The sequence below is a fragment of the Collinsella sp. AF39-11AT genome, from assembly GCF_003474585.1.
In the GTDB taxonomy this organism is placed as follows: domain Bacteria; phylum Actinomycetota; class Coriobacteriia; order Coriobacteriales; family Coriobacteriaceae; genus Collinsella.
Genome location: NZ_QROG01000001.1, coordinates 50,055 through 71,662, shown reverse-complemented (window position 1 = coordinate 71,662; position 21,608 = coordinate 50,055). Strand labels below are relative to the sequence as shown.

25 protein-coding genes and 1 pseudogene are annotated in these 21,608 nt (G+C 62.1%); 22 read left to right on the top strand and 4 right to left on the bottom strand.

Going from position 1 to position 21,608, the window contains the following annotated elements; all coding sequences use genetic code 11:
* Window positions 1-406: 406 nt before the first annotated feature.
* The 12 genes and pseudogenes from rplC (at window position 407) to rplX (ending at window position 6,195) form a co-directional block, all read left to right on the top strand.
* Complete coding sequence (gene rplC / locus DW037_RS00380) at window positions 407-1,027, top strand: 50S ribosomal protein L3 (RefSeq protein WP_035137484.1); 621 nt, start codon at window positions 407-409, stop codon at window positions 1,025-1,027.
* Window positions 1,028-1,073: 46 nt separating this feature from the next.
* Window positions 1,074-1,700 carry a 50S ribosomal protein L4 gene (rplD, locus tag DW037_RS00375; protein WP_006235032.1) on the top strand — a complete coding sequence of 209 codons (627 nt, stop codon included), beginning with the start codon at window positions 1,074-1,076 and terminating at the stop codon, window positions 1,698-1,700.
* Window positions 1,701-1,988: a 50S ribosomal protein L23 gene (gene rplW, locus DW037_RS00370; RefSeq protein ID WP_022094197.1), complete on the top strand. Its 288-nt coding sequence runs from the start codon at window positions 1,701-1,703 to the stop codon at window positions 1,986-1,988. It abuts the gene before it with no gap.
* 179 nt (window positions 1,989-2,167) lie between these two features.
* Window positions 2,168-2,998 (top strand): 50S ribosomal protein L2, encoded by an 831-nt coding sequence (gene rplB / locus DW037_RS00365; RefSeq protein WP_022094198.1) that lies wholly within the window; start codon window positions 2,168-2,170, stop codon window positions 2,996-2,998.
* A gap of 32 nt (window positions 2,999-3,030) precedes the next feature.
* The gene (gene rpsS / locus DW037_RS00360) at window positions 3,031-3,291 is read left to right on the top strand and encodes a 30S ribosomal protein S19 (RefSeq protein ID WP_006235035.1); all 261 of its coding nucleotides are present in this window, start codon (window positions 3,031-3,033) and stop codon (window positions 3,289-3,291) included.
* Between the two features lie 14 nt (window positions 3,292-3,305).
* On the top strand, window positions 3,306-3,677 hold the full coding sequence (rplV, locus tag DW037_RS00355) for a 50S ribosomal protein L22 (RefSeq protein ID WP_006235036.1): 372 nt from the start codon (window positions 3,306-3,308) through the stop codon (window positions 3,675-3,677).
* Window positions 3,678-3,683: 6 nt separating this feature from the next.
* Complete coding sequence (gene rpsC, locus DW037_RS00350) at window positions 3,684-4,394, top strand: 30S ribosomal protein S3 (RefSeq protein ID WP_006235037.1); 711 nt, start codon at window positions 3,684-3,686, stop codon at window positions 4,392-4,394.
* Window positions 4,394-4,789, top strand: a pseudogene (gene rplP / locus DW037_RS00345) (50S ribosomal protein L16); the annotation flags it as partial. The gene rpsC and the pseudogene rplP, both read left to right, overlap by 1 nt.
* A gap of 107 nt (window positions 4,790-4,896) precedes the next feature.
* The gene (gene rpmC / locus DW037_RS00340; protein WP_006235039.1) at window positions 4,897-5,112 is read left to right on the top strand and encodes a 50S ribosomal protein L29; all 216 of its coding nucleotides are present in this window, start codon (window positions 4,897-4,899) and stop codon (window positions 5,110-5,112) included.
* A 16-nt stretch (window positions 5,113-5,128) separates the two neighbouring features.
* Window positions 5,129-5,389, top strand: coding sequence for a 30S ribosomal protein S17 (gene rpsQ, locus DW037_RS00335; protein ID WP_006235040.1), 261 nt, complete (start codon window positions 5,129-5,131; stop codon window positions 5,387-5,389).
* Window positions 5,390-5,507: 118 nt separating this feature from the next.
* Window positions 5,508-5,876: a 50S ribosomal protein L14 gene (gene rplN, locus DW037_RS00330; RefSeq protein WP_006235041.1), complete on the top strand. Its 369-nt coding sequence runs from the start codon at window positions 5,508-5,510 to the stop codon at window positions 5,874-5,876.
* Window positions 5,877-5,889: 13 nt separating this feature from the next.
* Window positions 5,890-6,195 (top strand): 50S ribosomal protein L24, encoded by a 306-nt coding sequence (rplX, locus tag DW037_RS00325; protein ID WP_099432059.1) that lies wholly within the window; start codon window positions 5,890-5,892, stop codon window positions 6,193-6,195.
* Window positions 6,196-6,952: 757 nt separating this feature from the next.
* Here the strand turns inward: rplX and DW037_RS10715 are convergent.
* Window positions 6,953-7,054: an IS3 family transposase gene (locus DW037_RS10715; RefSeq protein ID WP_233505658.1), complete on the bottom strand. Its 102-nt coding sequence runs from the start codon at window positions 7,052-7,054 to the stop codon at window positions 6,953-6,955.
* 227 nt (window positions 7,055-7,281) lie between these two features.
* Between DW037_RS10715 and DW037_RS00315 the strand changes: the two genes are divergently transcribed.
* The 8 genes from DW037_RS00315 to DW037_RS00280 all read left to right on the top strand — a co-directional run bounded on the left by DW037_RS00315 (window position 7,282) and on the right by DW037_RS00280 (window position 15,451).
* Window positions 7,282-7,722 carry a hypothetical protein gene (locus tag DW037_RS00315; protein WP_369831447.1) on the top strand — a complete coding sequence of 147 codons (441 nt, stop codon included), beginning with the start codon at window positions 7,282-7,284 and terminating at the stop codon, window positions 7,720-7,722.
* Window positions 7,723-7,955: 233 nt separating this feature from the next.
* A complete protein-coding gene (locus DW037_RS00310) occupies window positions 7,956-10,697 on the top strand; it encodes a PRD domain-containing protein (RefSeq protein ID WP_118372622.1) in 2,742 nt (913 codons plus the stop codon).
* Between the two features lie 123 nt (window positions 10,698-10,820).
* Complete coding sequence (locus DW037_RS00305) at window positions 10,821-11,294, top strand: PTS sugar transporter subunit IIB (RefSeq protein WP_089572478.1); 474 nt, start codon at window positions 10,821-10,823, stop codon at window positions 11,292-11,294.
* Window positions 11,295-11,303: 9 nt separating this feature from the next.
* Entirely contained in the window at window positions 11,304-12,089 is a 786-nt protein-coding gene (locus DW037_RS00300; RefSeq protein WP_089572477.1) for a PTS sugar transporter subunit IIC, read from the top strand.
* Between the two features lie 2 nt (window positions 12,090-12,091).
* Window positions 12,092-12,925: a PTS system mannose/fructose/sorbose family transporter subunit IID gene (locus DW037_RS00295; RefSeq protein WP_089572476.1), complete on the top strand. Its 834-nt coding sequence runs from the start codon at window positions 12,092-12,094 to the stop codon at window positions 12,923-12,925.
* A gap of 26 nt (window positions 12,926-12,951) precedes the next feature.
* Entirely contained in the window at window positions 12,952-13,350 is a 399-nt protein-coding gene (locus DW037_RS00290; protein ID WP_089572475.1) for a PTS sugar transporter subunit IIA, read from the top strand.
* A gap of 12 nt (window positions 13,351-13,362) precedes the next feature.
* Window positions 13,363-14,487, top strand: coding sequence for a glycoside hydrolase family 172 protein (locus DW037_RS00285; protein ID WP_172676343.1), 1,125 nt, complete (start codon window positions 13,363-13,365; stop codon window positions 14,485-14,487).
* 79 nt (window positions 14,488-14,566) lie between these two features.
* Complete coding sequence (locus DW037_RS00280; RefSeq protein ID WP_199412196.1) at window positions 14,567-15,451, top strand: ROK family protein; 885 nt, start codon at window positions 14,567-14,569, stop codon at window positions 15,449-15,451.
* A gap of 116 nt (window positions 15,452-15,567) precedes the next feature.
* Here DW037_RS00280 and DW037_RS00275 read toward each other — a convergent pair whose 3' ends face one another.
* Window positions 15,568-15,804: a hypothetical protein gene (locus tag DW037_RS00275; protein WP_089572473.1), complete on the bottom strand. Its 237-nt coding sequence runs from the start codon at window positions 15,802-15,804 to the stop codon at window positions 15,568-15,570.
* Window positions 15,805-16,468: 664 nt separating this feature from the next.
* Here DW037_RS00275 and DW037_RS00270 point away from each other — a divergent pair.
* Entirely contained in the window at window positions 16,469-17,548 is a 1,080-nt protein-coding gene (locus tag DW037_RS00270; RefSeq protein WP_117716426.1) for a Gfo/Idh/MocA family protein, read from the top strand.
* A 3-nt stretch (window positions 17,549-17,551) separates the two neighbouring features.
* Complete coding sequence (locus DW037_RS00265) at window positions 17,552-18,298, top strand: DeoR/GlpR family DNA-binding transcription regulator (RefSeq protein WP_118372621.1); 747 nt, start codon at window positions 17,552-17,554, stop codon at window positions 18,296-18,298.
* A gap of 117 nt (window positions 18,299-18,415) precedes the next feature.
* On the opposite strand, the gene DW037_RS00260 is transcribed toward DW037_RS00265, so the two are convergent.
* Together DW037_RS00260 and DW037_RS00255 are read right to left on the bottom strand one after the other, a co-directional pair.
* Entirely contained in the window at window positions 18,416-19,075 is a 660-nt protein-coding gene (locus tag DW037_RS00260) for an RluA family pseudouridine synthase (protein ID WP_233502584.1), read from the bottom strand.
* A 15-nt stretch (window positions 19,076-19,090) separates the two neighbouring features.
* Complete coding sequence (locus tag DW037_RS00255; protein WP_118372620.1) at window positions 19,091-21,586, bottom strand: U32 family peptidase; 2,496 nt, start codon at window positions 21,584-21,586, stop codon at window positions 19,091-19,093.
* Window positions 21,587-21,608 lie beyond the last annotated feature (22 nt).

Sequence of the window (21,608 nt, the reverse complement as noted above, 5' to 3'; positions counted from 1 at the left end):
AGCACGGCGGAGGGCCGGAGAAATATATTAAGGTCATCGCGAGTTCCGCACGCAAAGGAGAGCACTTAATGTGCTCTCCGTCTTGCGCAGGACTGTAGAGCAGGGACCTTAATATATTTCTCCGGCCCTCCGCCGTGCCCAGGAGCCATCCACGCACTTTACCTGCGTAAACAATGTGAGTGAAATATGAATCTCGATGGATACGCCCGCAGCCGTGTATACTAAACAGCTGTGTGTAACCAGGGGAGTATTCTGGCTGGACAAAATGCCTGCTTAATAGGGTTGTCAGGTAGTCCGGACGCAATACAAGGCTGGGGAGCACGTCGTGTAAGTAGTGGTCCTCTAGGGGCGTACGCTCGGTGGTGTACGCATTGTCCCAAGACCACGCGAGAGTTGGGATCATATCTTGATCAGCATGATTCTCGGCCGCAAGATTGGCATGACCCAGGTTTGGGACGAGGACGATAACGTCGTTCCCGTCACGGTCATCCAGGCTGGCCCCTGCGCTGTCTCGCAGGTTAAAACTCAGGCAACCGACGGCTATGACGCCGTCCAGATCGGTTTCGGCGACATCAAGGCCAAGAACGTGAACAAGCCCATGGCTGGTCACTTCGCCAAGGCTGGCGTCGAGCCTGTCCGCTTCCTTCGTGAGGTCCGCGTCGAGAACGGCGAGGAGCACAAGGTCGGCGAGGTCGTCACCGTCGCTGATTTCGCTGATGTCGAGAAGGTCGACGTCATCGGTACCTCCAAGGGTAAGGGCTTTCAGGGTCGCATCAAGCGCTGGGGTCAGCGCCGCGGTCCTATGACGCATGGTTCTCACTTCCAGCGTCACCCCGGTTCTATCGGTCAGTGCGCCTATCCTGCGCGCGTCCTCAAGGGCGTCAAGATGGCCGGTCACATGGGTAACGAGCGCGTTACCGTCAAGAACCTTTCCGTTGTCCGCATCGATGCCGAGCAGAACCTCATCTTGGTCAAGGGCGCTGTCCCGGGTGCCAAGAATGGTCTCGTCGCCATCCGTATGGCCTAAGGGCCCAGCCCATTTAGCCCAGCGTCATACCAAGGAGAACACTTAAATGGCAAAGTTTGAAGTAAAGAACAGCGAGGGCAAGAAGGTCGCCGAGGCCGAGCTCGCCGCTGAGGTGTACGGCATCGAGCCGAACATCCACGTTATGCACCACATCGTCAAGTGCCAGATGGCCTCTTGGCGTCAGGGCACCCAGTCTGCTAAGGGTCGCTCTGAGGTTTCCGGTGGCGGCAAGAAGCCTTGGCGTCAGAAGGGCACCGGCCGTGCCCGCCAGGGTTCCATCCGTGCTGCCCAGTGGCGTCACGGTGGCGTCGTCTTCGCCCCCAAGCCCCGTTCTTACGCTAAGCGTATGAACAACAAGGAGGTCAAGCTGGCTATGCGCTCCGCGCTGTCCGCCAAGCTGGCCGATGGCGAGCTCGTGCTCGTTGACGACTACGGCTTCGAGAAGCCTTCCACCAAGGCTGCCGTCGCCATGCTCAAGGCTCTCGGCCTTGAGGGCAAGCGTCTGACCATCATCGTTCGCGATGAGGACGTCAACGCCTACCTGTCGTTCCGCAACATTCCCAAGACGTTCATCATCACTGCCGACGAGGCCAACACCTACGATCTCGTCAACAACAACGCCGTGCTGATGCCCGCCGACATCGCCGCTCACTTCGGGGAGGTGCTTGCATAAATGACCGCCCACGAGATCATCATCCGTCCGATCGTGTCCGAGCGTTCCTTCTCCGGCATGGAGCTGAACAAGTACACGTTCGAGGTCGCCAAGGATGCTAACAAGTATCAGATCAAGGACGCTGTCGAGGAGATCTTCGGCGTCAAGGTCGTTCGCGTGAACACCCTGACGGTCAAGCCCAAGACCAAGCGCGTGCGCTATGTCGCCGGCAAGACCCGTTCTTGGAAGAAGGCCATCGTCACGCTGGCCGAGGGCGACACCATCGAGGTCTTTGGCAACCAGGCCTAAGACTCGCTGCTGTTGAGTGAGCTCATGCCTCCCAAATAGGGGAGGCGAGAGCTCAAGGTTTTGGGCGTATAAAATGGACACGCCCGGAACCGTGTATACGTCCGGTGTCATCGCACCCGAGGCAGAACCTCGAATCCCTGTCTGCGATGGCTAACGGATTCCTATTGAAAGGGATTGTAATGGCTGTAAAGCACCTTAAGCCGACCTCCGCTGGTAGGCGTTGGCAGACGATCTCCGATTTCTCCGAGATCACCTGCACCAAGCCCGAGAAGTCTCTTCTCGAGCCCCTGCCCAAGAAGGCCGGTCGTAACAACAACGGCCGCATCACCACCCGCCACCAGGGCGGCGGCGTGAAGCGTCGTTACCGCGTGATCGACTTTAAGCGCAACAAGGACGGCGTGCCCGCCAAGGTTGCCACGATCGAGTACGATCCGAACCGTTCCGCTCGCATCGCTCTGCTGCACTACGCTGACGGTGAGAAGCGCTACATCCTGGCCCCCAAGGGCCTCGAGGTCGGTCAGACCATCATGTCCGGTTCTGACGCCGACATCAAGCCGGGCAACGCTCTGCCCCTCGCCGACATCCCCGTCGGTACGCTCATCCACGCCGTCGAGTTCCAGCCGGGCAAGGGCGCTGCTATCGCCCGTTCCGCCGGTAACTCCTGCCAGCTGATGGGTAAGGAGGGCAAGTACGCTATCGTTCGTATGCCTTCCTCCGAGATGCGCCGCATCCTCGTTACCTGCCGCGCCACCGTCGGTGAGGTCGGCAACGCCGATCACTCCAACATCGTCATCGGCAAGGCCGGCCGTAAGCGTCACATGAACGTGCGCCCGACCGTCCGCGGTACCGTCATGAACCCTGTCGACCACCCGCACGGCGGTGGCGAGGGCAAGAACCACACCTCTGGTCGTCCCTCTGTTACCCCCTGGGGTAAGCCGACGAAGGGCCTTCGTACGCGCAAGAAGAAGAAGGTCTCGAACCAGCACATCATTCGTCGCCGTAAGAAGTAATTTCGGATACCGAGTTTTAGGAGAAAGCACTTATGAGCAGAAGTCTCAAAAAGGGCCCGTTCGTGGAGACTCGCCTTCTCTCGCGTATCACCGCGATGAACGAGGCTGGCAAGAAGGACGTCGTGAAGACCTGGTCCCGCGCGTCCACCATCTTCCCCGAGATGGTTGGTCACACCATCGCCGTCCACGACGGCCGCAAGCATGTGCCCGTGTATGTTACCGAGTCCATGGTTGGTCACAAGCTCGGCGAGTTCGCGCCGACTCGTACGTTCCGTGGCCACAAGGCCAAATAGGGGGTTAACCGTAAATGGCAACTAAGTCTATTGAAACTGAGGCCACCGAGGTTCGCGCCGTCGCTAAGTACGTGCGTGTTTCCCCCAGCAAGGCCCGCCTGGTGGTCGATCTGATCCGCCGCAAGCCTGTCGCTCAGGCCTTCGACATCCTCCACTTCTGCGACCGCGCCGTCGCCGTGGATGTCGAGAAGGTTCTCCGTTCCGCCGTTGCGAACGCCGAGAACAACAACGGTCTGCGTGCCGACAACCTGGTTGTCGCCGCTGCCTATGTTGACGAGGGTCCGACGCTTAAGCGCATCCGTCCCCGCGCCAAGGGTTCCGCTTCTCGCATTCTGAAGCGTACTTCCCACATCACCGTCGTCGTTGCTCCTCGAAAGGAGGCGTAAAGCTGTATGGGTCAGAAAGTCTACCCCACCGGCTTCCGTCTTGGCATCACCGAGAACTGGCGCTCCCGCTGGTTCGCAGAGAAGGATTACGCTAAGACCCTCGGTAACGATCTCGAGATCCGCAAGTACCTCGAGAAGCGTCTTTCCCGCGCAGCTGTCTCCCGCGTCGAGATCGAGCGCGCTGGCGACAAGGTGAAGGTCATCATCCTCACCGCTCGCCCCGGCGTTGTCATCGGTAAGAAGGGTGCCGAGATCGATACCCTCCGCACCGAGCTCGAGAAGGTCGCTGGCGTTTCTAAGGGCCAGCTCTCCGTCGACGTTGTCGAGATCAAGCGCCCCGAGCTCGACGCCAACCTCGTTGCTCAGTCTATCGCCGAGCAGCTCGAGGGCCGCGTTGCCTTCCGTCGCGCTATGCGCAAGGCTGTCCAGTCCGCCCGCAAGGCCGGCGCTAAGGGCATCCGTATCCAGTGCTCCGGTCGTCTTGGCGGTGCCGAGATGGGCCGTCGTGAGTGGTACCGCGAGGGTCGCGTGCCTCTGCACACCCTCCGTGCCAAGATCGACTACGGCACGGCTGTCGCCAGCACCACCATGGGCGCTTGCGGCGTGAAGGTCTGGATCTACCTGGGCGAGAAGCTCCCGGGCCAGCCTGTTCCCAACCCTGCACTCGAGGGCTCTTCCCGTCCTCGTCGTCGTAACTCCGAGAGGAGGGGTCAGTAGTGCTTGCCCCTAAGCGTATTCTTCACCGCAAGGTGCAGCGTGGCTCCATGAAGGGCCAGGCCAAGGGTAATACCGAGCTGCATTTCGGCGAGTTTGGTATCCAGGCTCTCGAGGCCCATTGGATCACCAACCGTCAGATCGAGGCCGCTCGTATTGCTATGACCCGCTACATGAAGCGTGGCGGTCGTGTCTACATCACGATCTTCCCCGATAAGCCCATCACCAAGAAGCCTGCCGAGACTCGCATGGGTTCTGGTAAGGGTAACCCCGAGGAGTGGGTGGCCGTCGTCAAGCCCGGCCGCATCATGTTCGAGGTCAAGGGCGTGCCCGAGGAGGTCGCTCGCGAGGCTCTGCGTCTTGCACAGCACAAGCTTCCCATCAAGACCAAGATTGTTGCTGCTAAGAACGCTGAGCAGCGCATCGAGAAGGAGATGGCTGAGGAGGCCGCTCTCGAGGCCAAGTGGGCTGCTGAGGACGCCGCCGCCGCCAAGGAGGAGAACTAATGAAGCCCGCAGAGATTCGTGAGCTCTCGGACGCTCAGCTCGTTGAGAAGCTGAAGGAAATGCGCGCCGAGCTCTTTAACCTTCGTTTCCAGATGGCCACCAGCCAGCTGGACAACACCGCTCGCGTCAACACCGTGAAGAAGGACATCGCTCGCGTCCTCACGGAGCAGCGCGCCCGCGAGATCGCAGCGGAGAAGTCCGCTGTCGCCGAGTAGGACCTAAGGAGAGAACATGACTGATTCGCGTAACTCGCGTAAGGTCCGTACGGGTGTCGTTACCTCCGTCTCCGGTGCCAAGACCATTGTTGTCACCATCACCGAGCGCAAGCGTCACCCCAAGTACGGCAAGATGATGACCAGCTCCAAGAAGCTGCACGCTCACGACGAGGAGTGCACGGCTGGCGTGGGCGACACCGTCCGCGTTATGGAGACCCGTCCTATGTCCAAGATGAAGCGTTGGCGCCTCATCGAGGTCGTCGAGCGCGCTAAATAAGCAGTCGCTCTTACGACTTGTACGTTTCCGAAGATGTGCGTATGCCTGGCTTGCATACCACAGGCCGTCTAAAGGCTGCGCACCTCTCTTCGGTTCTTAGTTCGGAGGAACATCTACCATGATTCAGATGCAAACCATGCTGAACGTCGCCGACAACTCCGGCGCTCGCAAGATTCGCTGCATCAAGGTGCTTGGCGGTTCCAAGCGTCGTTATGCAGGCATCGGCGATGTGTTCATCGGTGCTGTCCAGGAGGCTACCCCTGGCGCCAACGTCAAGAAGAAGGACGTTGTCCGTTGCGTCGTCGTTCGCACCGTTAAGGAGATCCGCCGCAAGGATGGCTCCTACATTCGCTTTGATGAGAACGCCTGCGTTGTCATCAACAACGATGGTTCGCCCGTCGGCACCCGTATCTTCGGGCCTGTCGCTCGCGAGCTTCGTGACAAGAAGTACATGAAGATCGTCTCGCTCGCTCCCGAGACCCTGTAGTTAGGGGAGATATATGTATATCAAGAAGGGCGATAAGGTCCAGGTTCTCTCTGGTAAGGATCGCGGCAAGCAGGGCGTTATCCTGCGTGCTCTTCCCGCCGAGAACAAGGTCGTTGTCGAGGGCGTTTCGGTCGTCAAGAAGGCCGTCAAGCCCAACGCTGCCAACCAGCAGGGCGGCATCGTTTCGCAGGAGGCTCCCATCGATGCCTCCAACGTCAATCTCGTTTGCCCCGAGTGCGGTAAGGTTACCCGCGTCGGTCACGAGAAGGACGGCAAGAACAAGCTGCGCGTCTGCAAGAAGTGCGGCCACAAGTTCTAAGCTGCCCGCAACATCAAGTTGCTAGCAAAGGCCCGGATGCCCCACGGCACCCGGGCCTTTTTGTATCCCCGCTCGATGGCTTGGGTTTTGCCGTCCCGTCATTCCGGTTGCATCCAGTTTTCGGTGCCGACTCGAATCGAGTGCCGCCAGGTGACACCCTGTCGCGTTTCGTCGGCTTCGGGGACAAAAGTCGGGACAACTCCAAAAACTATTTACGAACTCAGGGCTTTGAGTTTTTGTTTTTGTCCCAAAGGGCGCGGCGGGATGCCTTTGGAGGCTCGATAGCGCCGAAAACGCCCGTTTTGAAACGCAAATGCCTTTTCGAGTGCAAGCCGCAGCTGCAATAGGAAGTGAATCAACGCAGGTGGCTTTCAAGCAGTTTGCAAAACTGCAGGCCGCAGGTCTTCATTGCCAGTAGGAGAAATGAGTAGTCTCAGGTGGCTTGCCCATGAGTTGACGAACGGGATTTGAGATTACGCTGACGTCCGGAAACGCTTCGAGTACGGCGTTACTTTTTTGGGGTTTGGGCGTAGCCCCTGCACCCGCGAGCGCGGGCCTTAAGCCCGCCGAGAGGGTGACGCGTCGAAAGCGAAAGGGAAAGAGAGAAGGGGCCGTCCCTATCATTCAGCTTGCGACCGAAGTAGACAAGGAGGCCCCCTGAGCCTGATTGATGCCCCACAGACCGCGTCCGACCGAGCTCAAGCCGAGCTTTTCCTGACGTCCGCCTTCGCGGAGATGATGGCTGGATTGGCAACACTTATTTGGACGATTCCGGGAGGGACGGCCCCGCCTCCCCGAACTCGACCGGCGACATGTAGCCCAGCGTCGAGTGGATCCTGAAGTTGTTGTACCAGTGCACGTAATCCAAGAGCTTGGCTCGGAGCTCGCGCGTCCCTCCTCGGTCCTTCGGAGTGGCCGACGATCTCCCCGTTGCAGAGGTCGACGAGCAGGCAGACGTAGTTCCACGACGCCCCGACGCGTACGCAGGCCAAGTCGCTGCATATATGGGTGCATGGCGCCCTGCCGACGAAGCCGCGCGCGACGACGTTCGACACGTCGGCCTCGTTGACCGCCCCGGGGTGCACCTTGAACCCCTTCCTGCCGTATGCGCCGGCCAGGCCGTTCTCCCTCATGATGCAGCAGACGCGGCGCCGGCTGACGGTAACGTCCGACCTCCCGGGCGACGCCTCGATCTTGCGCGATCCGTTCCGGCCCTTGCTGGCGGCGTGCGCCGCCGCGGCCGCCGTCGCCCCCGACATTAAGGTCCTCGAGGGCCGCGTCGTCTCCGGCGACCAGTTCGTCTCGCCCACGGAACAGAAGGAGCGCATCCTCGCGACCTTCGGCGACCTGTGCTGCGAGATGGAGGGCTGCACCATCGCGCAGGCCGCCTATCTCAACGGCGTGCCCCCTCGTCGTCGCGCGCGCCATCAGCGACAAGCACTGCGCCGAGGGCCAGGTCGTCGACTACAACACCTTCGAGAAGAAGGCCGCCTGCGATTGCGCCCGCATCGTCGCGCGCATGGTTAAGCTATAGGCCCTACGCGCCGGGGCCCTTCTTTATGTTGGGGCCCCGGCGCGCAGGGCCCTTTCCAAAGCGAAGTGTCGAGCCGAAGTGTTGAGCGTCGGCCCTGAATGTTCAATGGCCGTTGTTTTCTGCCCCTCAAGTGGTGGACTTTTCCTCGGGGCTGTTGATTCCCCCACGCGCCCCCTTCCGTTCTCTGTTCTCCCCTTATACTCCTTGTACGAGGAGGTAAGAAGTCATGGACAAGACCGCGCAGGACAGCTTGGCAAAGAAGCCCGTCGACATGAGGGACAGGATTCTCGAGCATCTCGAGGCCCTCACCTCTGCCGTCTCGCTCGACGACCTTGCCCGTCTGTCCACCACCGACATCGCCGAGACGCTCATCATCTCCAGGAGCCTGGCGAGCCAGTACCTCAACGACCTTGTTCGCGCCGGTCTTGTGGTTAAGGTGGCGGGCAGGCCCGTCCGTTATTTTCATCGCCGCGCGTTCCAGAAGCATTTTCAGGTAAAGCTCTCTGCAAGCGAGTACGCCTCGCTCGCCGACCTCATCCAGGCGACGGGAATCGCCGATCACCGCGACTTCGCGCGTGCCGTGGGCTTCGACATGAGCCTCAGCTCCGTTGTCGAGCAGTGCAAAGCTGCGGTTCAGTACCCTCCGTTTGGCCTGCCCATCCTCTTGAGCGGCGGCGTGGGTGTCGGTAAGTCTTTCCTTTCTCGCCTTGTGTACGAGTATGGCAAGAACCAGGGCTTGCTGCCCCGCGACTCCTCCTATGTGCGCATCGACTGCGCCGGGGTCCCGGACGCCGCCTCGTTCAACGGGCTTCTTGACGAGTCGATCGCGAAATCGCGCGGGGGTGTGGTCTTTGTCAACGGCATCGAGGCACTCTCTCCCTCTGCGATGGAGCACTGTCTTGCGACGGCCCTCGGGCTCGATGCCTCCCAGGATGCGCCGCGCGCTCGTCTCGTTCTTTCGACGACGCTTTCCGCCGATGACCTGAAGGTTTCCTCGGCCTACAGCAAAATGCCCATCTGTGCCCGCGTCCCCTCACTCAAGGAGCGGACCCCCGAGGAGCGCGAGGATCTCATCTTGAGCTTCCTGCGCAGCGAGGGGTGCCGAATCGGTTCTGATGTGAAGATCAGCCGCGGCGCATACCGTTGCCTCGTGAACGCGGACTTTTCCGATAACATCGCCGGCTTGCGCGCCTGCGTGACGAACTGCTGCGCCAAAGCGTTCCTCAATCGCGAGGGCGACTACGTCGTCGTTCGCCCGTATCTTCTTCCCAGCGGGCTCCTCTCCTCCGCGCAGATCGATCAACAGCCCGACGATGGCGTTCTGATCGACGCGTCTCTGGATGCCGCCGAGAGCACAGGGCCGGTCGAGCAGGCGCTCGATGCCCTGTGCTCCCTCGATGAGCGATTCTGCGCCGGGGAGCTCTCTGTCTCCGAGCTTGTCTCGCAAGCTGTCTCCGCTGTGCGCGGCGTTGAGGATCACTTGATCTTCGACCACGGCGTCGCCTCCTCGAGGTCGCGCGCCTTCGAGCGCGTCGTGGGCGCGGTCCTTGCCGACGCAGGCTCTTCTTATGGCATCGAGCTTTCGAGGAAGGTCGCTTTTCTACTGGCCCAGGAGATTTGCCTGCAGTTGTGGCCGGGTATCGGCCTGGCTAAGCGAAAGTCTGCCTGTGCGGAGCAAATCTCCCATCTCCTCGGTGCCGTGACCTCCGAATTGCCGTTTGCCTCGAGTGTCTCCGATCAGGTCGCCGCAGACGTGGAAGGGGCGCTGGGAATCTCGCTCGATCACTTCACGAAGACGCTTCTGACGCTGTGCGTCGCATCGGAGTCTCGCGATGCGAAGGCCCTTCGGACGCTCTGCGTCATCTTGTCCCACGGCTACTCAACGGCGACGAGCATCGCCGACGCGGCGAACCGTATGCTCGGCATGCATGTGTACGAGGCTGTCGACATGCCCTACGACCAGCAGCTGAAGGACATCGTCGGTCCGCTCCAGCGCCTCGTCGACCGCCATTCCTACTGCACCGGGGTCGTGTTCCTCGTCGACATGGGCTCCTTGGAGGAGGCCTATAAGGCCCTCGAGAACGTTACCGACTCCACTATCGGCGTGGTGAACAACGTCTCTACCGGTCTTGCGCTCGAGATCGGGGTCGGGCTGCTCGGCGGCAAGTCCATCGCCGAGGTTCTTGGCGATGCGACCGCCGCGTGCGTGACGCACTGCAAGGTGATCGAGCGCGTCAACCGTGAGGACGCCATCGTCTTCTGCTCCGAGTCCGGGGTCGACGCCGCGGAGAGGATACGCCAGCTCGTCTCGCAGAGCCTCCCGCGCACCATAGGCGCGCGCCTGCTCACGAGGCCCTTCAAGCAGCTCGTCGCGAACGGGTCGAACGACGCCGTTTTCTCCGAGCACCGCGTCTGCGCCGTCATCGGCACGGGAGACCCCGGGGTCGCCTCCGTCCCCTTCGTCGCCCTCGAGGACATCATGTCGACGGCGTCCGCCTCTAAGGTTGATGCCGTGTTCGGCAGGTGGCTTGACGCTTCCGAGCTCTCTTCTTTCCACGAGAAGCTGCTCTCGAACATGACGCTGCAGAACGTCATCCGCTCCATCACCATCCTCGACCCGGAGCGGCTATTCCATGAGATCGAGAGCGCCGTGCACGAGCTTCAGCGCAGGACAGGCGAGAAGATCGGCAGCAACGCCATCATTGGGCTCTACGTTCACCTCTGCTGTCTCGTCGAGCGCCTTGTTACCAGAAACCCCATTGAGACCTACGTTGGCCAGGACCGCTTCGAGGAGGAACGCGCCGATTTCATCGAGTCCTTCAGGCAGAGCTTCTCGAGCATCTCGACGCGTTATCGCGTAGAGGTTCCCGTAAGCGAGATCGCATATGTCTTCGACTACATAAGCGTGAGCGCCGCCCCGGCGCGAGAAGAGCGCCTCGGCTCCTCGGACCTCCTGCTCGACGAGTGACCTTCCCCGCGCCGCCGCAAGCTGACCGCGCGTCCTCAATAATCCGATAACCCCTTGCCCGGCGCGAATCCGGATAGCGCCGAGGCAGTACCGAACGCAAAACTTCATTTGATAGGAGCAAACATGAGTGTTGTTATGGCACGAATCGACAATCGCCTGCTTCACGGCATCATCGTGACGCAGTGGGCCCCGGTGTCGGGCGCGACCCGAGTCATGGTCATCGACGACAAGGTCGCCGGCGACGAGGTCCTGAAGTCCACCATGAGGATGGCGCGCCCCGCGGGCATGGCCGTTTCGATCATCTCCGAGCAGACCGCGCTCAAGAACTTCGCCGCGGGCAAGTACGACCGCGAGAAGGTCTTCGTCATCGCCAAGGAGCCCGAGACGATGCTTCGCCTGGTCGAGTCGGGCGTCGAGCTCCCGTCGCTGGTCGTCGGCGGCTCGCTCGTCAAGGAGGACGGCATCCAGCTCACCCAGCGCGCCTACGCCTCCGCCGAGAACGTCCAGAGCTACAAGGCGCTCATCGCCCGTGGCGTCAAGGTGACGGCCCAGTTCGTGCCCGCCGACAAGCCCGTCTCCGTCGCAGACCTCATCTAAGGGGGAAATATGGTCAACTTCACTATCCTGCAGGTCGTCCTTTTGACCCTGCTGGCCTTCATCAAGCACGTGGACTACTACGGCATCCCGATGATCTTCGTCAATTACGCCGTTTTCTGGGGCCTCATCACCGGAGTCGTCATGGGCGACTGGAAGACCGGCCTTGTCATCGGCGGCACCATTCAGCTCATGCAGCTCGGCGTCGCGGGCTTCGGCGGCTCCTCCATTCCCGACTACGGCACGATGGCCATCATCGCCACCGCCTACGGCGTGACCCTGGGCTCCGACACGGGCCTCGCCATCGGCCTGCCGGTCGGCATGCTCGGCATCCAGCTCGACGTCGTCGCCAAGATCCTCAACGGCTTTGTCGTCGAGAAGTCCCAGAAGTTCTGCAACGAGGGTAAGTTCAATCAGATGAACGCCATCCTGTGGGTCTGCCCCGCGCTCTTCGGCCTGTGCGCCGCCCTGCCCGTCTTTGTCTCCGTGACGCTCGGCCAGCCCGCCGTCAACTGGCTCCTCGAGGTCATGCCCCAGTGGTTCCTCTCCGGCCTCACCCTCGCCGGCAAGATGCTCCCGGCCGTCGGTATCGCCATGCTGCTCCGCTACATGCCAACCGCCAAGTACTTCCAGTACCTGCTCGCCGGCTTCTTCCTCTCGGCCTTCCTGAACGTGCCCATCATCGGCGCCGCCATCGTCGGCGTTGCCCTCGCGATTGCGTTCTACCAGCGTGCCGAGAGGGACACCGAGCTCGCCGCCCACGCTTCCGCAGACGCCTTCATCGGAGAGGATGAGTAACCATGGAAAACGAGAACATCACCGCCGTCGCTGAGGGCAAGCCCTCCGGCTACAAGGTCACCAAGAAGGACCTGCGCAACGCGAACTGGCGCTGGCTCATGAGCGTGTGCACCTTCAACTACCAGACCCAGCAGGGCGCCTCAGTCGCCTACGCCCTCTCGCCGGTCCTGAGGAAGATCTACACGAACGACGAGGACTATAAGCAAGCGCTCAACAACCACTTCCGCTACTACAACACCCAGCCTTGGCTCGCCGCCATCATCCTTGGCGCCTGCGTGGCCATGGAGGAGCGCGACGGCCTAGCGGCGGCGGACGCCGTCCAAGACCTGAAGATCGGCACCATGGGACCGCTCGCCGGCGTCGGCGACTCCCTGCTCATGACCATGATCCCGACCATCATGGGCTCCATCGCCGCCTACATGGCCATCGAGGGCAACCCCGTGGGAGCCGGCATCTGGTTCGCGCTCATCCTGGCCATCTTCTGGGTCCGCATGCACGCCCTCGAGTTCGGCTACAAGCAGGGCGTGAAGCTCGTCACCGACTTCAGCGAGAAGCTTCCCAACCTCACTGCCGCCGCCTCCGTGCTCGGCCTCACCGTGGTCGGCTGCCTCATCGCCTCGGTCATCGGCGTCACCTGCCCGATTAGCTTCAGCTTCGGTGACGTCGCGATGGAGATTCAGCCGCTGCTCGACAAGATCCTGCCTGCCATGATCCCCGCCGCCATCACGGGAAGCGCGTATTACCTTCTTACCAAGAAGAACGCGAGCATGACGGCCCTCATCCTCGTGGTGATCGTCCTCGCGATGGTCGCCTCCGCCGCCGGCATCCTCGCCTAGCTTCGACCCAAGAGATTGGTGAATCAATGAGAAAGATAGTTGTGGCGAGCCATTCCCTTCTCGCCCAGGGCTTCAAGGACACCCTCGAGTTCCTTACGGGTAAGGGCGACGCCGTCAACGCCGTGTGCGCCTACGTGAACGACAACGGCGAGGGGCTCGACGCGGCGGTCGAGGCGGCTCTTTCGGGCACTGACGAGGTCGTCGTCCTCACCGACGCGTACGGCGGCAGCGTGAACCAGCGCTTTTCCCGCTTCGCCTCCGACCGGATCCACGTGATCGCGGGTGTCAACCTCCCGCTCGCCATGACGGTCGCGCTCGCGCGCCCCGACGAGAAACTCGACTTCGACGCCCTCGTCAACGAGGCGCGCCAGCAGATCATCTACGTGAACGGTGCCAGTTCCGCCGAGTGCGACGACGACGAATAGAGGAGGTCGACGATGAGAGAGTTCCTTAAGGACGTGTGGATGCACGGCGGTGAGGAAAGCCGCGCCATCACCCCCGAGAACATCACGGGCGAGAAGGGCCGCGCCGCCATGTCGGCCAGCCACCTCGGCGTCGGCCGCAAGGGCTCGTGCTGCGTGCCCCTTGAGTCCGGCGAGACCATCACGCTCGCGGACATCGAGGGCCCCGGCATCATCCGCCACATCTGGATGACCGTCCCCGACAAGACCGCCGCCGGCAGCTTCGTCATGCGTGACCTCGTGCTGCGCTTCTACTGGGACGACGAGGAGACCCCCTCGGTCGAGTGCCCTGTCGGCGACTTCTTCTGCAACGGCTTCGGTGAGCGCGCCATCGTCAACTCGATGCCCATCTGCGTGAACCCGACGGGCGGCATGAACTGCTACTTCGAGATGCCCTTCAGGAAGCACGCCAAGGTCACGCTTACGAGCGAGCACCCCGGGTTCATTAAGTACATCTTCTACACGTTCAACTACGCGCTCACCGACGTGCCGGACGACGCCATGTACTTCCACGCCCGCTTTAACCGCGAGCGCAGCACCCGCAGGGGCGTCGACTACACCGTGCTCGACGGCGTGCGCGGCAAGGGCTACTACGTCGGCACCTACATGGCCCTGTGCGCCCTGGAGCGCTATTGGTGGGGCGAGGGCGAGATGAAGTTCTTCCTCGACGGCGACGAGGAGTTCCCCACGGTCACCTCGACGGGAGCCGAGGACTACTTCGGCGGTGCCTGGGCCTTCCTCGACAGGCCGCCCCACGCGCTGCCCGAGGCGCAGTGCTTCAACACGCTGTTCGCCGGCTACCCGTACCGCTCGACGCGCGACGCCACGCGCGACCGCTTCAGCGCGGGCAAGCCGAACCCGAATCCGATGCTCGCGACTAACGACGACGCGCTGCCCAGGCACGGCCTCTACAGGTGGCACCTTCCCGACCCGATCTCGTTCAAGGAGGACCTGCGCGTGACGTTCCAGGACCTCGGCAACGACGACATCAAGCTCTACGAGCGCGAGGACGACATCTCCACCGTCGCCTACTGGTACCAAAGCGAGCCGCACGCCGTGCTCGCCCCGTTTGCCGCAAGGCAGGACCGCGTGCCCAGGTAGGGTCGCCTCGAAACAAGCCAACGTTATGGGCGCCCGCGGTTGACCATGACTGCGGGCGTCCCTTTGTAAGGAGGATCACATGAGCGAAAAGCAAATGAGGCTCGGCGCCCTCGAAGCCGGCGGGACCAAGATGGTCTGTGCCGTGGTGTCCGGCGACGGCGAGGTCCTCGACCGTATGGAGACCCCGACGCTTACGCCCGCCGAGACCGTCCCGCAGATGATCGAGTGGTTCACCGCCCGCGATGTGGACGCGTTGGGCATCGGCGCCTTCGGCCCGACCTGCGTCAACCCCAACGACGAGCGCTACGGCTCCATCCTCCAGACGCCCAAGCTCGCGTGGCGAGGCCATGGTCTTCGCGCCGCGTTCGCCGGCGCCCTCGGGATTCCGGTGGCCTACGACACGGACGTTAACGTTGCCTGCCTCGGCGAAGTGGTCTTCGGCTGCTGCAAGGGGCTCGAGGACGCCGTCTACGTGACCATCGGCACCGGCGTGGGCGCGGGCGTCATGTGCGCGGGCAGACTCCTTCACGGCATGCTGCACCCCGAGGCCGGTCACATGCTGGTAAGGACCCGTCCCACCGAGGAGGGACGCTGCGTCTGCCCGAGCCACGCGAGCTGTCTCGAGGGGCTCGCCTCCGGCCCCGCCATCGCCGCGCGCTGGGGAAAGCCCGCGGCCGAGCTCGCGGACAACGATGAGGTGTGGGCGCTCGAGGGGGATTATCTGGGGCAGATGTGTGCGAACCTCGTGCTCATGTACTCGCCTCGCCGCATCGTCCTCGGCGGCGGCGTGATGCACCAGGAGCAGCTCTACGGCATCGTCCGCAAGAAGACCCTCGAATATCTGGGTGGCTACATCCAGACCGCCGAGCTTAAGGACATGGAGAGCTACATCTGCGCCCCGGGCTGCGGCGGCGACCAAGGAATCCTCGGCGCGGCCGAGCTGGCAAGAAGGGCGCTCGCGTAACTTGCGCTCTCTCCGCCATACAACGCGTTAAGAAAAGACGAGCGCTTCTTGCCAATTGAGCGGCAAGAAGTGCTCGTCTTTTGCATTTGTTTTTGGGGCAGGACGCCCCGCCTCCGCTAGAGTCCCTGGACCGCCACACCCACGAGGTTTGGACCGGTGTGGACAAGAAGCGCGGGGCTGATGTCGGAGCGGACGACCTCCACCGCGTTGGCCACGCGCTCGCACAGGGCCTGCTCCATGCGGTCGTAGAGGTCGGCGTGGGCCGAGGTACGGCTCGCGGCAAAGCGCACCTTGGGGTGCTTCTCGACGATGGCGGCGATGAGCTTGACCTCGGTGCGATGCGGTGCTTGCACAGCCATTTCGTGTACGCGAGGCTGTTGGCTTTCTGGGCCACAGCAATCACCTCCCCCTAGTATGATGACCTGAACAATCCTCATGCTAGGGGGAAGGTTTTTGTCGCGTAGCGGAAATTGGCCTCCACCCGCTGAGCGGGTGGCTTTCTATGCCGCGCGTGCCGCGCGGCACGGACTAAAGTCCATGAATAAAAACGAGGAAGGCCACGTCCGGCCTCCCTCGCAAAGAGTCTCTGATTGCTCCCACTCATTGGGGACAGACTTACATGAGTGATTGCACTCATTGGGGACAGACTTAAATGAGTGCTCTTGAAATGCCGGCGCCTGGGGACGTTCTTTTTCTGTCTGCAGTTTGGGACGTTCCTTTTCTGTCGGCAGTTTGGGACGGTCCTTAGAGCTGCAGCGCGCCATGAGCGACGAGGCGAAGCGGATCATCCTGTCTTTCGAGTTCTAAGCAGAATTCCCCGTCTCTGAGTAATGATTAGTGCGCATTTGTGCGTATTTGTGTGCGTAGGATTGCGTGGCTATGCGTGTATAAGCGTCGTCTGCGGCTGTATTTTGACCATTTGGCGGTTATATACGCAAAAGTACGCACATACGCGCTAATTTGTGCGAATATAGAGACGGCAGAAATGTTAGACGCTCCATGACCCAGGAGGCACATATGGTAGATCCCAAGCAGGTTCCACTCGACGCCGCGGTAGCCGCCAAAGCAGCATTCGCTTCGGTCCAGGACAAGCCGTTCCCCGAGGACATCTTTACGGCTCCCGAGCTCCGTTGGGCTGTGATCGGTTGCGGCGTTATTGCCAACCAGATGGCCCAATCTCTCGCTCTTGCCGGCCGCAAGCTTGCGGGTGTCGCCAACCGCACGCTGTCCAAGGCTCAAGCTTTTGCTGAGCAGTATGGCATCGAGAAGGTCTATGAAACGGTCGAGGACCTCTACGCCGATCCGGACATCGACGCCGTCTATATCACCACGCCGCACAACACGCATATTACCTATCTGCGTGCCGCGCTGGCCGCCGGCAAGCACGTGCTCTGCGAGAAGGCCATTACCCTCAACTCCGCCGAGCTCGACGAGGCCCGCGCCATCGCCGACGATCACAACGTGGTCCTTATGGACGCCACCACAGTGCTTCACATGCCGCTGTATCAGGAGCTGCGCCGTCGCATGGATGTAGGCGACTTTGGCCGTATGAATCTCGCCCAGCTCAACTTTGGCAGCTATAAGGAGTACGGCGACTTGACCAATCGCTTCTACAACCGCAACCTCGCCGGCGGCGCCATGCTCGACATCGGCGTCTATGCCCTTTCTGTCATGCGCCTGTTTATGGCCAGCCAGCCAACCGAAGTTGTTTCGCTCGGCAACACCTGCGAGACTGGTGTCGATGTTGCGGGCGGCATTGTCTGCCGTAACGCCGAGCAGCAGCTGGGCGTCGTGAGCCTTACGCTCCACTCCAAGCAGCCCAAGCGCTCGGTCATCAGCTTCGATAAGTGCTATATCGAGGTCAACGAGTATCCGCGCGCCGACCATGCGACCATCGTGTGGACTGCGGACGGTCATCGCGAGGAGGTCGTCGCGGGCACCGAGGCTTACGCACTATGCTACGAGATGGCTGACCTCGAGAAGGCCGTCGCCGGCGATGATTCCAAGCGTGAGCTTCTGGACTATGCTTCTGATGTTATGGAGCTGATGACCAAGCTCCGTGCCGATTGGGGAGTCGTCTACCCCGAGGAGGAGTAAGCGATGCTCGCGGAAGATAGGCTCAATGCAATCGTCTCGATGGTGCAGCAGGCTGGCTCAGTAACGGTGCCAGAGCTTGCCGATGCCCTGGGTGTGACGGCTTCTACCATTCGACGCGACCTGCAGACGCTCGACCGCGCACACCGTATCGCCAAGGTGCATGGAGGCGCGACGAGCCTTGAGCGCGCGCACGCGACGCGAGACTTAACGATCAGTGAGCGCAGTGATCTCCATAACGACGACAAGGAGCGTATCTGCGCCCGTGCGGCGGCGCTCGTGGAGCCCGAGAGCTTTGTATACATCGACTCGGGTTCGACGACGCTCAGGCTCATCGAGCATCTTCCGCATCTCGAAGGGGTAACCTATGTGACTGATTCCGTGCTCCATGCTCAGCATCTCGCTTTGCGCGGCATGCGTACCGTGGTGTTGGGCGGCGAGCTCAAACCCGAGACCGAGGCGCTCGTTGGCCCCGATGCCTTGGCAACTCTAGAACGCTACAACTTCAACTGCGGCTTTTGGGGTTCCAACGGCATTGCCGCCGAGCAGGGCTTTACGACGCCCGATATCGAGGAGGCACAGGTCAAGCGTATCTCGATGCGCCATACGGCCAAGCGCTTCGTAATCTCGGACGCCAGCAAATTTGGCATGGTGGCGCCCGTCAAGTTCGCGGACTTCCGTGACGCAACGATTGTTACCGCAGGCGATGTCCCTGCCAAGTACCGGGCAATGGACAACGTCGTCACGGTCTAGCAACAGGGGACCGGCTAAGGGCCAAAACCACCGCGAAGGGGCAGGAACCTTTGTGGTGGTTTTGACGTTTGCCCAGATAAAACCTGCCAAAATAAACCTGTCCCTTTTCGGCAGGTTTTAGGGCTCCCAGGGGCAGGGGGCTTCGATGTGAATGTGCTCGCCGGTTACGGGATGCGTGAAGGACACGCTGTGGGCGTGGAGCATCAGGCCGCAGGGGCGCGGCGTTCCGTACAGGTCGTCGCCAACCAAGGGATGATGCTCGCTCGCCAGATGCACACGGATTTGGTGCTTGCGGCCGGTGAGCAGCTCGACATCGATATACGAGCGCGTGGGCAGGCCACGACGGCTCTTAAGACGCTTGAGCACCTTCACGCGCGTTTGAGACGGCTTGCCGCTGGCGCCGACGCGCATCTTTCGGCTGTCGTGACGGTCGCGGGCGATGGGCTTGTCGATGAGCTTTTCGTTCCAGTCGATCTTGCCCTCGGCGAGCGCCAGGTAGTGCTTTTCGAAAGCGTGGTCGATGACCATCTGGTCAAAGGCGGGCTGCGTCTGCTTGTCGAGCGAGAACAACACCACGCCGGTGGTGTCGCGGTCCAGGCGGTTGAGCGGCTGCATGTCGGTCGCGGCAAAGCCGTCGCCCATCGCCAGCAGCAGGTCGCTGGCGTAGTCGGTGAGCGTGCGCTCGCCGGTGCCGTCGCCGTGGACGATCATGCCGGCAGGCTTGTCGATGGCCATGAGCCAGGCGTCGCAGTAGAGGACTTGAGGTTCTTCGTTCACGTGTAAGCCTTTCGGTTAGCTGATTCCCACAAACATGCAGCCCGAGGTGGCGCCGCGCAGGCGGGCGGCCGGCTTGCGGCCGGCTTGAGCCGCCTCGACAGCGCGACGGACGCGAGCGACGGCACGGCCAATCTCATCGGCCTCGAGCAAGGTTCCGTCGACCATAAGACGGCGCACGCCGGCATCGAGCAGCTGCGGAACTTGCGGCGTGAGGTCGATGGGGTAGGCGTCGTACAGGCGTGAGCGGCCGTGGATGTCGGTACGCACCGGCATGACCTTGCCGTCGATATTCTTGAGCGAGAGCTTGCGGGCACGCAGGCGGCAGTTGGCACAATCGTGGATGCAGCCGTTGGCAACCTGCAGAATGCAATGCTCGCTTGTCATGACGCGCGGGCGGCCAAAGACGGTGATGCCCAGAGCCGCGGGCGCGGCGGTGCCGAGCGAGATAATCTCGTCGAGCGTGATCTCGGGCGAGAGCCAAAACGCACCGGCTCCGCGCTCGGCAAGCGCCTCCATGCAGGGCGTGTTGTGCACCGGCAGGCAAGAGCGAATCTCGGCCGTGGCGCCAACCTGGGCGGCCAGGGCAAGCTCAGAGATGTTGCCAATAGCGACCGTGGCGCCGGCAACAACCCATGGGTCAACGCGGACGTGGTCAACGGCGCGGCAGACCTCATCGAGCACGGGTACGATGCCCTGCTCAAACGTATCGGCGGGGGAGAGCTTGGCCGCATCGAGCGCGTCGGTGGTCATGTAGATGCGCGTTGCACCCTCCGCCCGCGCTGCCTCGGCGGCCTCGAGCGAGGTGACGGTGGCGCAGATCTGCGGCTCGTCGCGGTAGTGCTCGGGCGCGGGGCGGGAATCACTGGTGACAATCGCCGGCAGCTCGAGCGTTTTCGCGCGCTCCGCGTACGGCGCCAGAATGGCCTCTTCCAGCGCCTTGCAAGCGGCGGCGCGCACCTTATGTACGGCGGAGAAACCCATGCCACAGCCCTCATCGAGCGCCACCTCAAAGCTCGCAGCCTCAAAGGGAGAGGAACCCATGCGGCCGACGTGCTCAACCAGATCGGACGCCTCGACCGCACGGGTCTTGGCGGCTTCGACGGTAAAGCCCGTGGCCGTGGCCGTAAGCGAAGGGTCGTCGCAGCAGGTGAGCGTAACGGTAAACGGCTCGCCCAGACGCGCCACGACGGACACATCAACAGCTCGGCGGCGCAGCACATCGCGCTTGAGCGCGGCGCCGGCGGCGTCGATGGCACGCTGACTGCGAATCACGCGGACGCGGCAGCCCTCGGGCATGCTGCGGGGTACGCGACATTCGATGACTTCACCGGCTGCGGCATCATCGGCGGCAATGGTGGTCAGGAACTGGTCAAACTCGTTATCGTGGCGAAGCTCCAGCAGGTCGCCCTTGCCCACGGGCTCAAACAGCTCAATACGGGCGATGGCGGCGCGGCGACGGCGGTCGTCGGGCTTGAGGCCGCGCACATCGCGGTTGGCCGGGCGGCTGCCCAGCACCGTGCCCACGATCTGGCCGCGGTTGTTGGAACGCTCATAGCTCATCATCTCGTCGCCCGAGGTGCCGTCCTGATAGGCGTGCGTAAAGTCGCGGTTAAAGCAGCGCTTGAGCTGGCGCTGGCGGGCGTCTTTCTCGTCCTTGGCAACGGTGGTTCCGGCCAGCATGTCATCAATCTGATGACGATACACGTCGACGATGGAATACACGTAATCGGGCGCCTTCATGCGGCCCTCGAGCTTGAGCGACGCGGCGCCGGCGTCATACAGGCGGCGAACAAGTTGTGAAGTGTTGGTGTCACGCGGGCACAGCGCGCGCTCGCGACCGGCAGGGGAGAGCGAGCGACCGTTCTCGTCGATCAGCTCGTAGGGCAAGCGGCAGGGCTGGGCGCACATGCCACGGTTGGCCGATCGTCCCGCCATGGCAAAGCTCGAAAGCAGACACAGGCCAGAGTAGCAAAAGCAGATGGCGCCATGGCTAAAGACCTCAAGGTCCACATCGGGCGCGGCATCGTGAATGGCGGCAATCTCGTCGATGGAAAGCTCGCGCGAGAGGGTCACGCGGTCGGCGCCCTGCTCGCGGCACCAAAGGGTTCCGCGGTCGTCGTGGATGTTCGCCTGGGTCGAGATATGCGTCTCGATGCCGGGCATGGTGCGCTTGACCTCAAAGAACAGGCCCCAGTCCTGGATGATGAAGGCGTCGGCGCCCAGCGTGGAGCAGCGATGGATGAGCTGCAGCGCATCGCTCATCTCGGACTGCTTGATGACGATGTTGACCGTGACGTAGACGCGCGAGCCGGCTAGATGCGCGGCGCGGCAGGCCTGCTCAAAGGCCTCGTCGGTAAAGTTGGTGGCCTTGCGGCGTGCGTTGAAGCTGCCCATGCCGCAGTAGATGGCGTCTGCCCCGGCGGCGAGTGCGGCAGCAAAGGGCTCGGGCCCTCCGGCGGGCGCCAAAAGCTCGGGTCTGCGGTTGGTGGTTCGACTGGCGGTTGCGGTCATATCCTGCCTTTCAAAATGCTCA

Bases quoted from the DNA above. Each gene is read 5' to 3' on its own strand.
- rplD (WP_006235032.1), top strand. From the start codon at position 1,074: ATGGCAAAGTTTGAAGTAAAGAACAGCGAGGGCAAGAAGGTCGCCGAG.
- rplW (WP_022094197.1), top strand. From the start codon at position 1,701: ATGACCGCCCACGAGATCATCATCCGTCCGATCGTGTCCGAGCGTTCC.
- rplB (WP_022094198.1), top strand. From the start codon at position 2,168: ATGGCTGTAAAGCACCTTAAGCCGACCTCCGCTGGTAGGCGTTGGCAG.
- rpsS (WP_006235035.1), top strand. From the start codon at position 3,031: ATGAGCAGAAGTCTCAAAAAGGGCCCGTTCGTGGAGACTCGCCTTCTC.
- rplV (WP_006235036.1), top strand. From the start codon at position 3,306: ATGGCAACTAAGTCTATTGAAACTGAGGCCACCGAGGTTCGCGCCGTC.
- rpsC (WP_006235037.1), top strand. From the start codon at position 3,684: ATGGGTCAGAAAGTCTACCCCACCGGCTTCCGTCTTGGCATCACCGAG.
- rpmC (WP_006235039.1), top strand. From the start codon at position 4,897: ATGAAGCCCGCAGAGATTCGTGAGCTCTCGGACGCTCAGCTCGTTGAG.
- rpsQ (WP_006235040.1), top strand. From the start codon at position 5,129: ATGACTGATTCGCGTAACTCGCGTAAGGTCCGTACGGGTGTCGTTACC.
- rplN (WP_006235041.1), top strand. From the start codon at position 5,508: ATGATTCAGATGCAAACCATGCTGAACGTCGCCGACAACTCCGGCGCT.
- rplX (WP_099432059.1), top strand. From the start codon at position 5,890: ATGTATATCAAGAAGGGCGATAAGGTCCAGGTTCTCTCTGGTAAGGAT.
- DW037_RS00310 (WP_118372622.1), top strand. From the start codon at position 7,956: ATGGACAAGACCGCGCAGGACAGCTTGGCAAAGAAGCCCGTCGACATG.
- DW037_RS00305 (WP_089572478.1), top strand. From the start codon at position 10,821: ATGAGTGTTGTTATGGCACGAATCGACAATCGCCTGCTTCACGGCATC.
- DW037_RS00300 (WP_089572477.1), top strand. From the start codon at position 11,304: ATGGTCAACTTCACTATCCTGCAGGTCGTCCTTTTGACCCTGCTGGCC.
- DW037_RS00295 (WP_089572476.1), top strand. From the start codon at position 12,092: ATGGAAAACGAGAACATCACCGCCGTCGCTGAGGGCAAGCCCTCCGGC.
- DW037_RS00290 (WP_089572475.1), top strand. From the start codon at position 12,952: ATGAGAAAGATAGTTGTGGCGAGCCATTCCCTTCTCGCCCAGGGCTTC.
- DW037_RS00285 (WP_172676343.1), top strand. From the start codon at position 13,363: ATGAGAGAGTTCCTTAAGGACGTGTGGATGCACGGCGGTGAGGAAAGC.
- DW037_RS00280 (WP_199412196.1), top strand. From the start codon at position 14,567: ATGAGCGAAAAGCAAATGAGGCTCGGCGCCCTCGAAGCCGGCGGGACC.
- DW037_RS00270 (WP_117716426.1), top strand. From the start codon at position 16,469: ATGGTAGATCCCAAGCAGGTTCCACTCGACGCCGCGGTAGCCGCCAAA.
- DW037_RS00265 (WP_118372621.1), top strand. From the start codon at position 17,552: ATGCTCGCGGAAGATAGGCTCAATGCAATCGTCTCGATGGTGCAGCAG.
- DW037_RS00255 (WP_118372620.1), bottom strand. From the start codon at position 21,586: ATGACCGCAACCGCCAGTCGAACCACCAACCGCAGACCCGAGCTTTTG.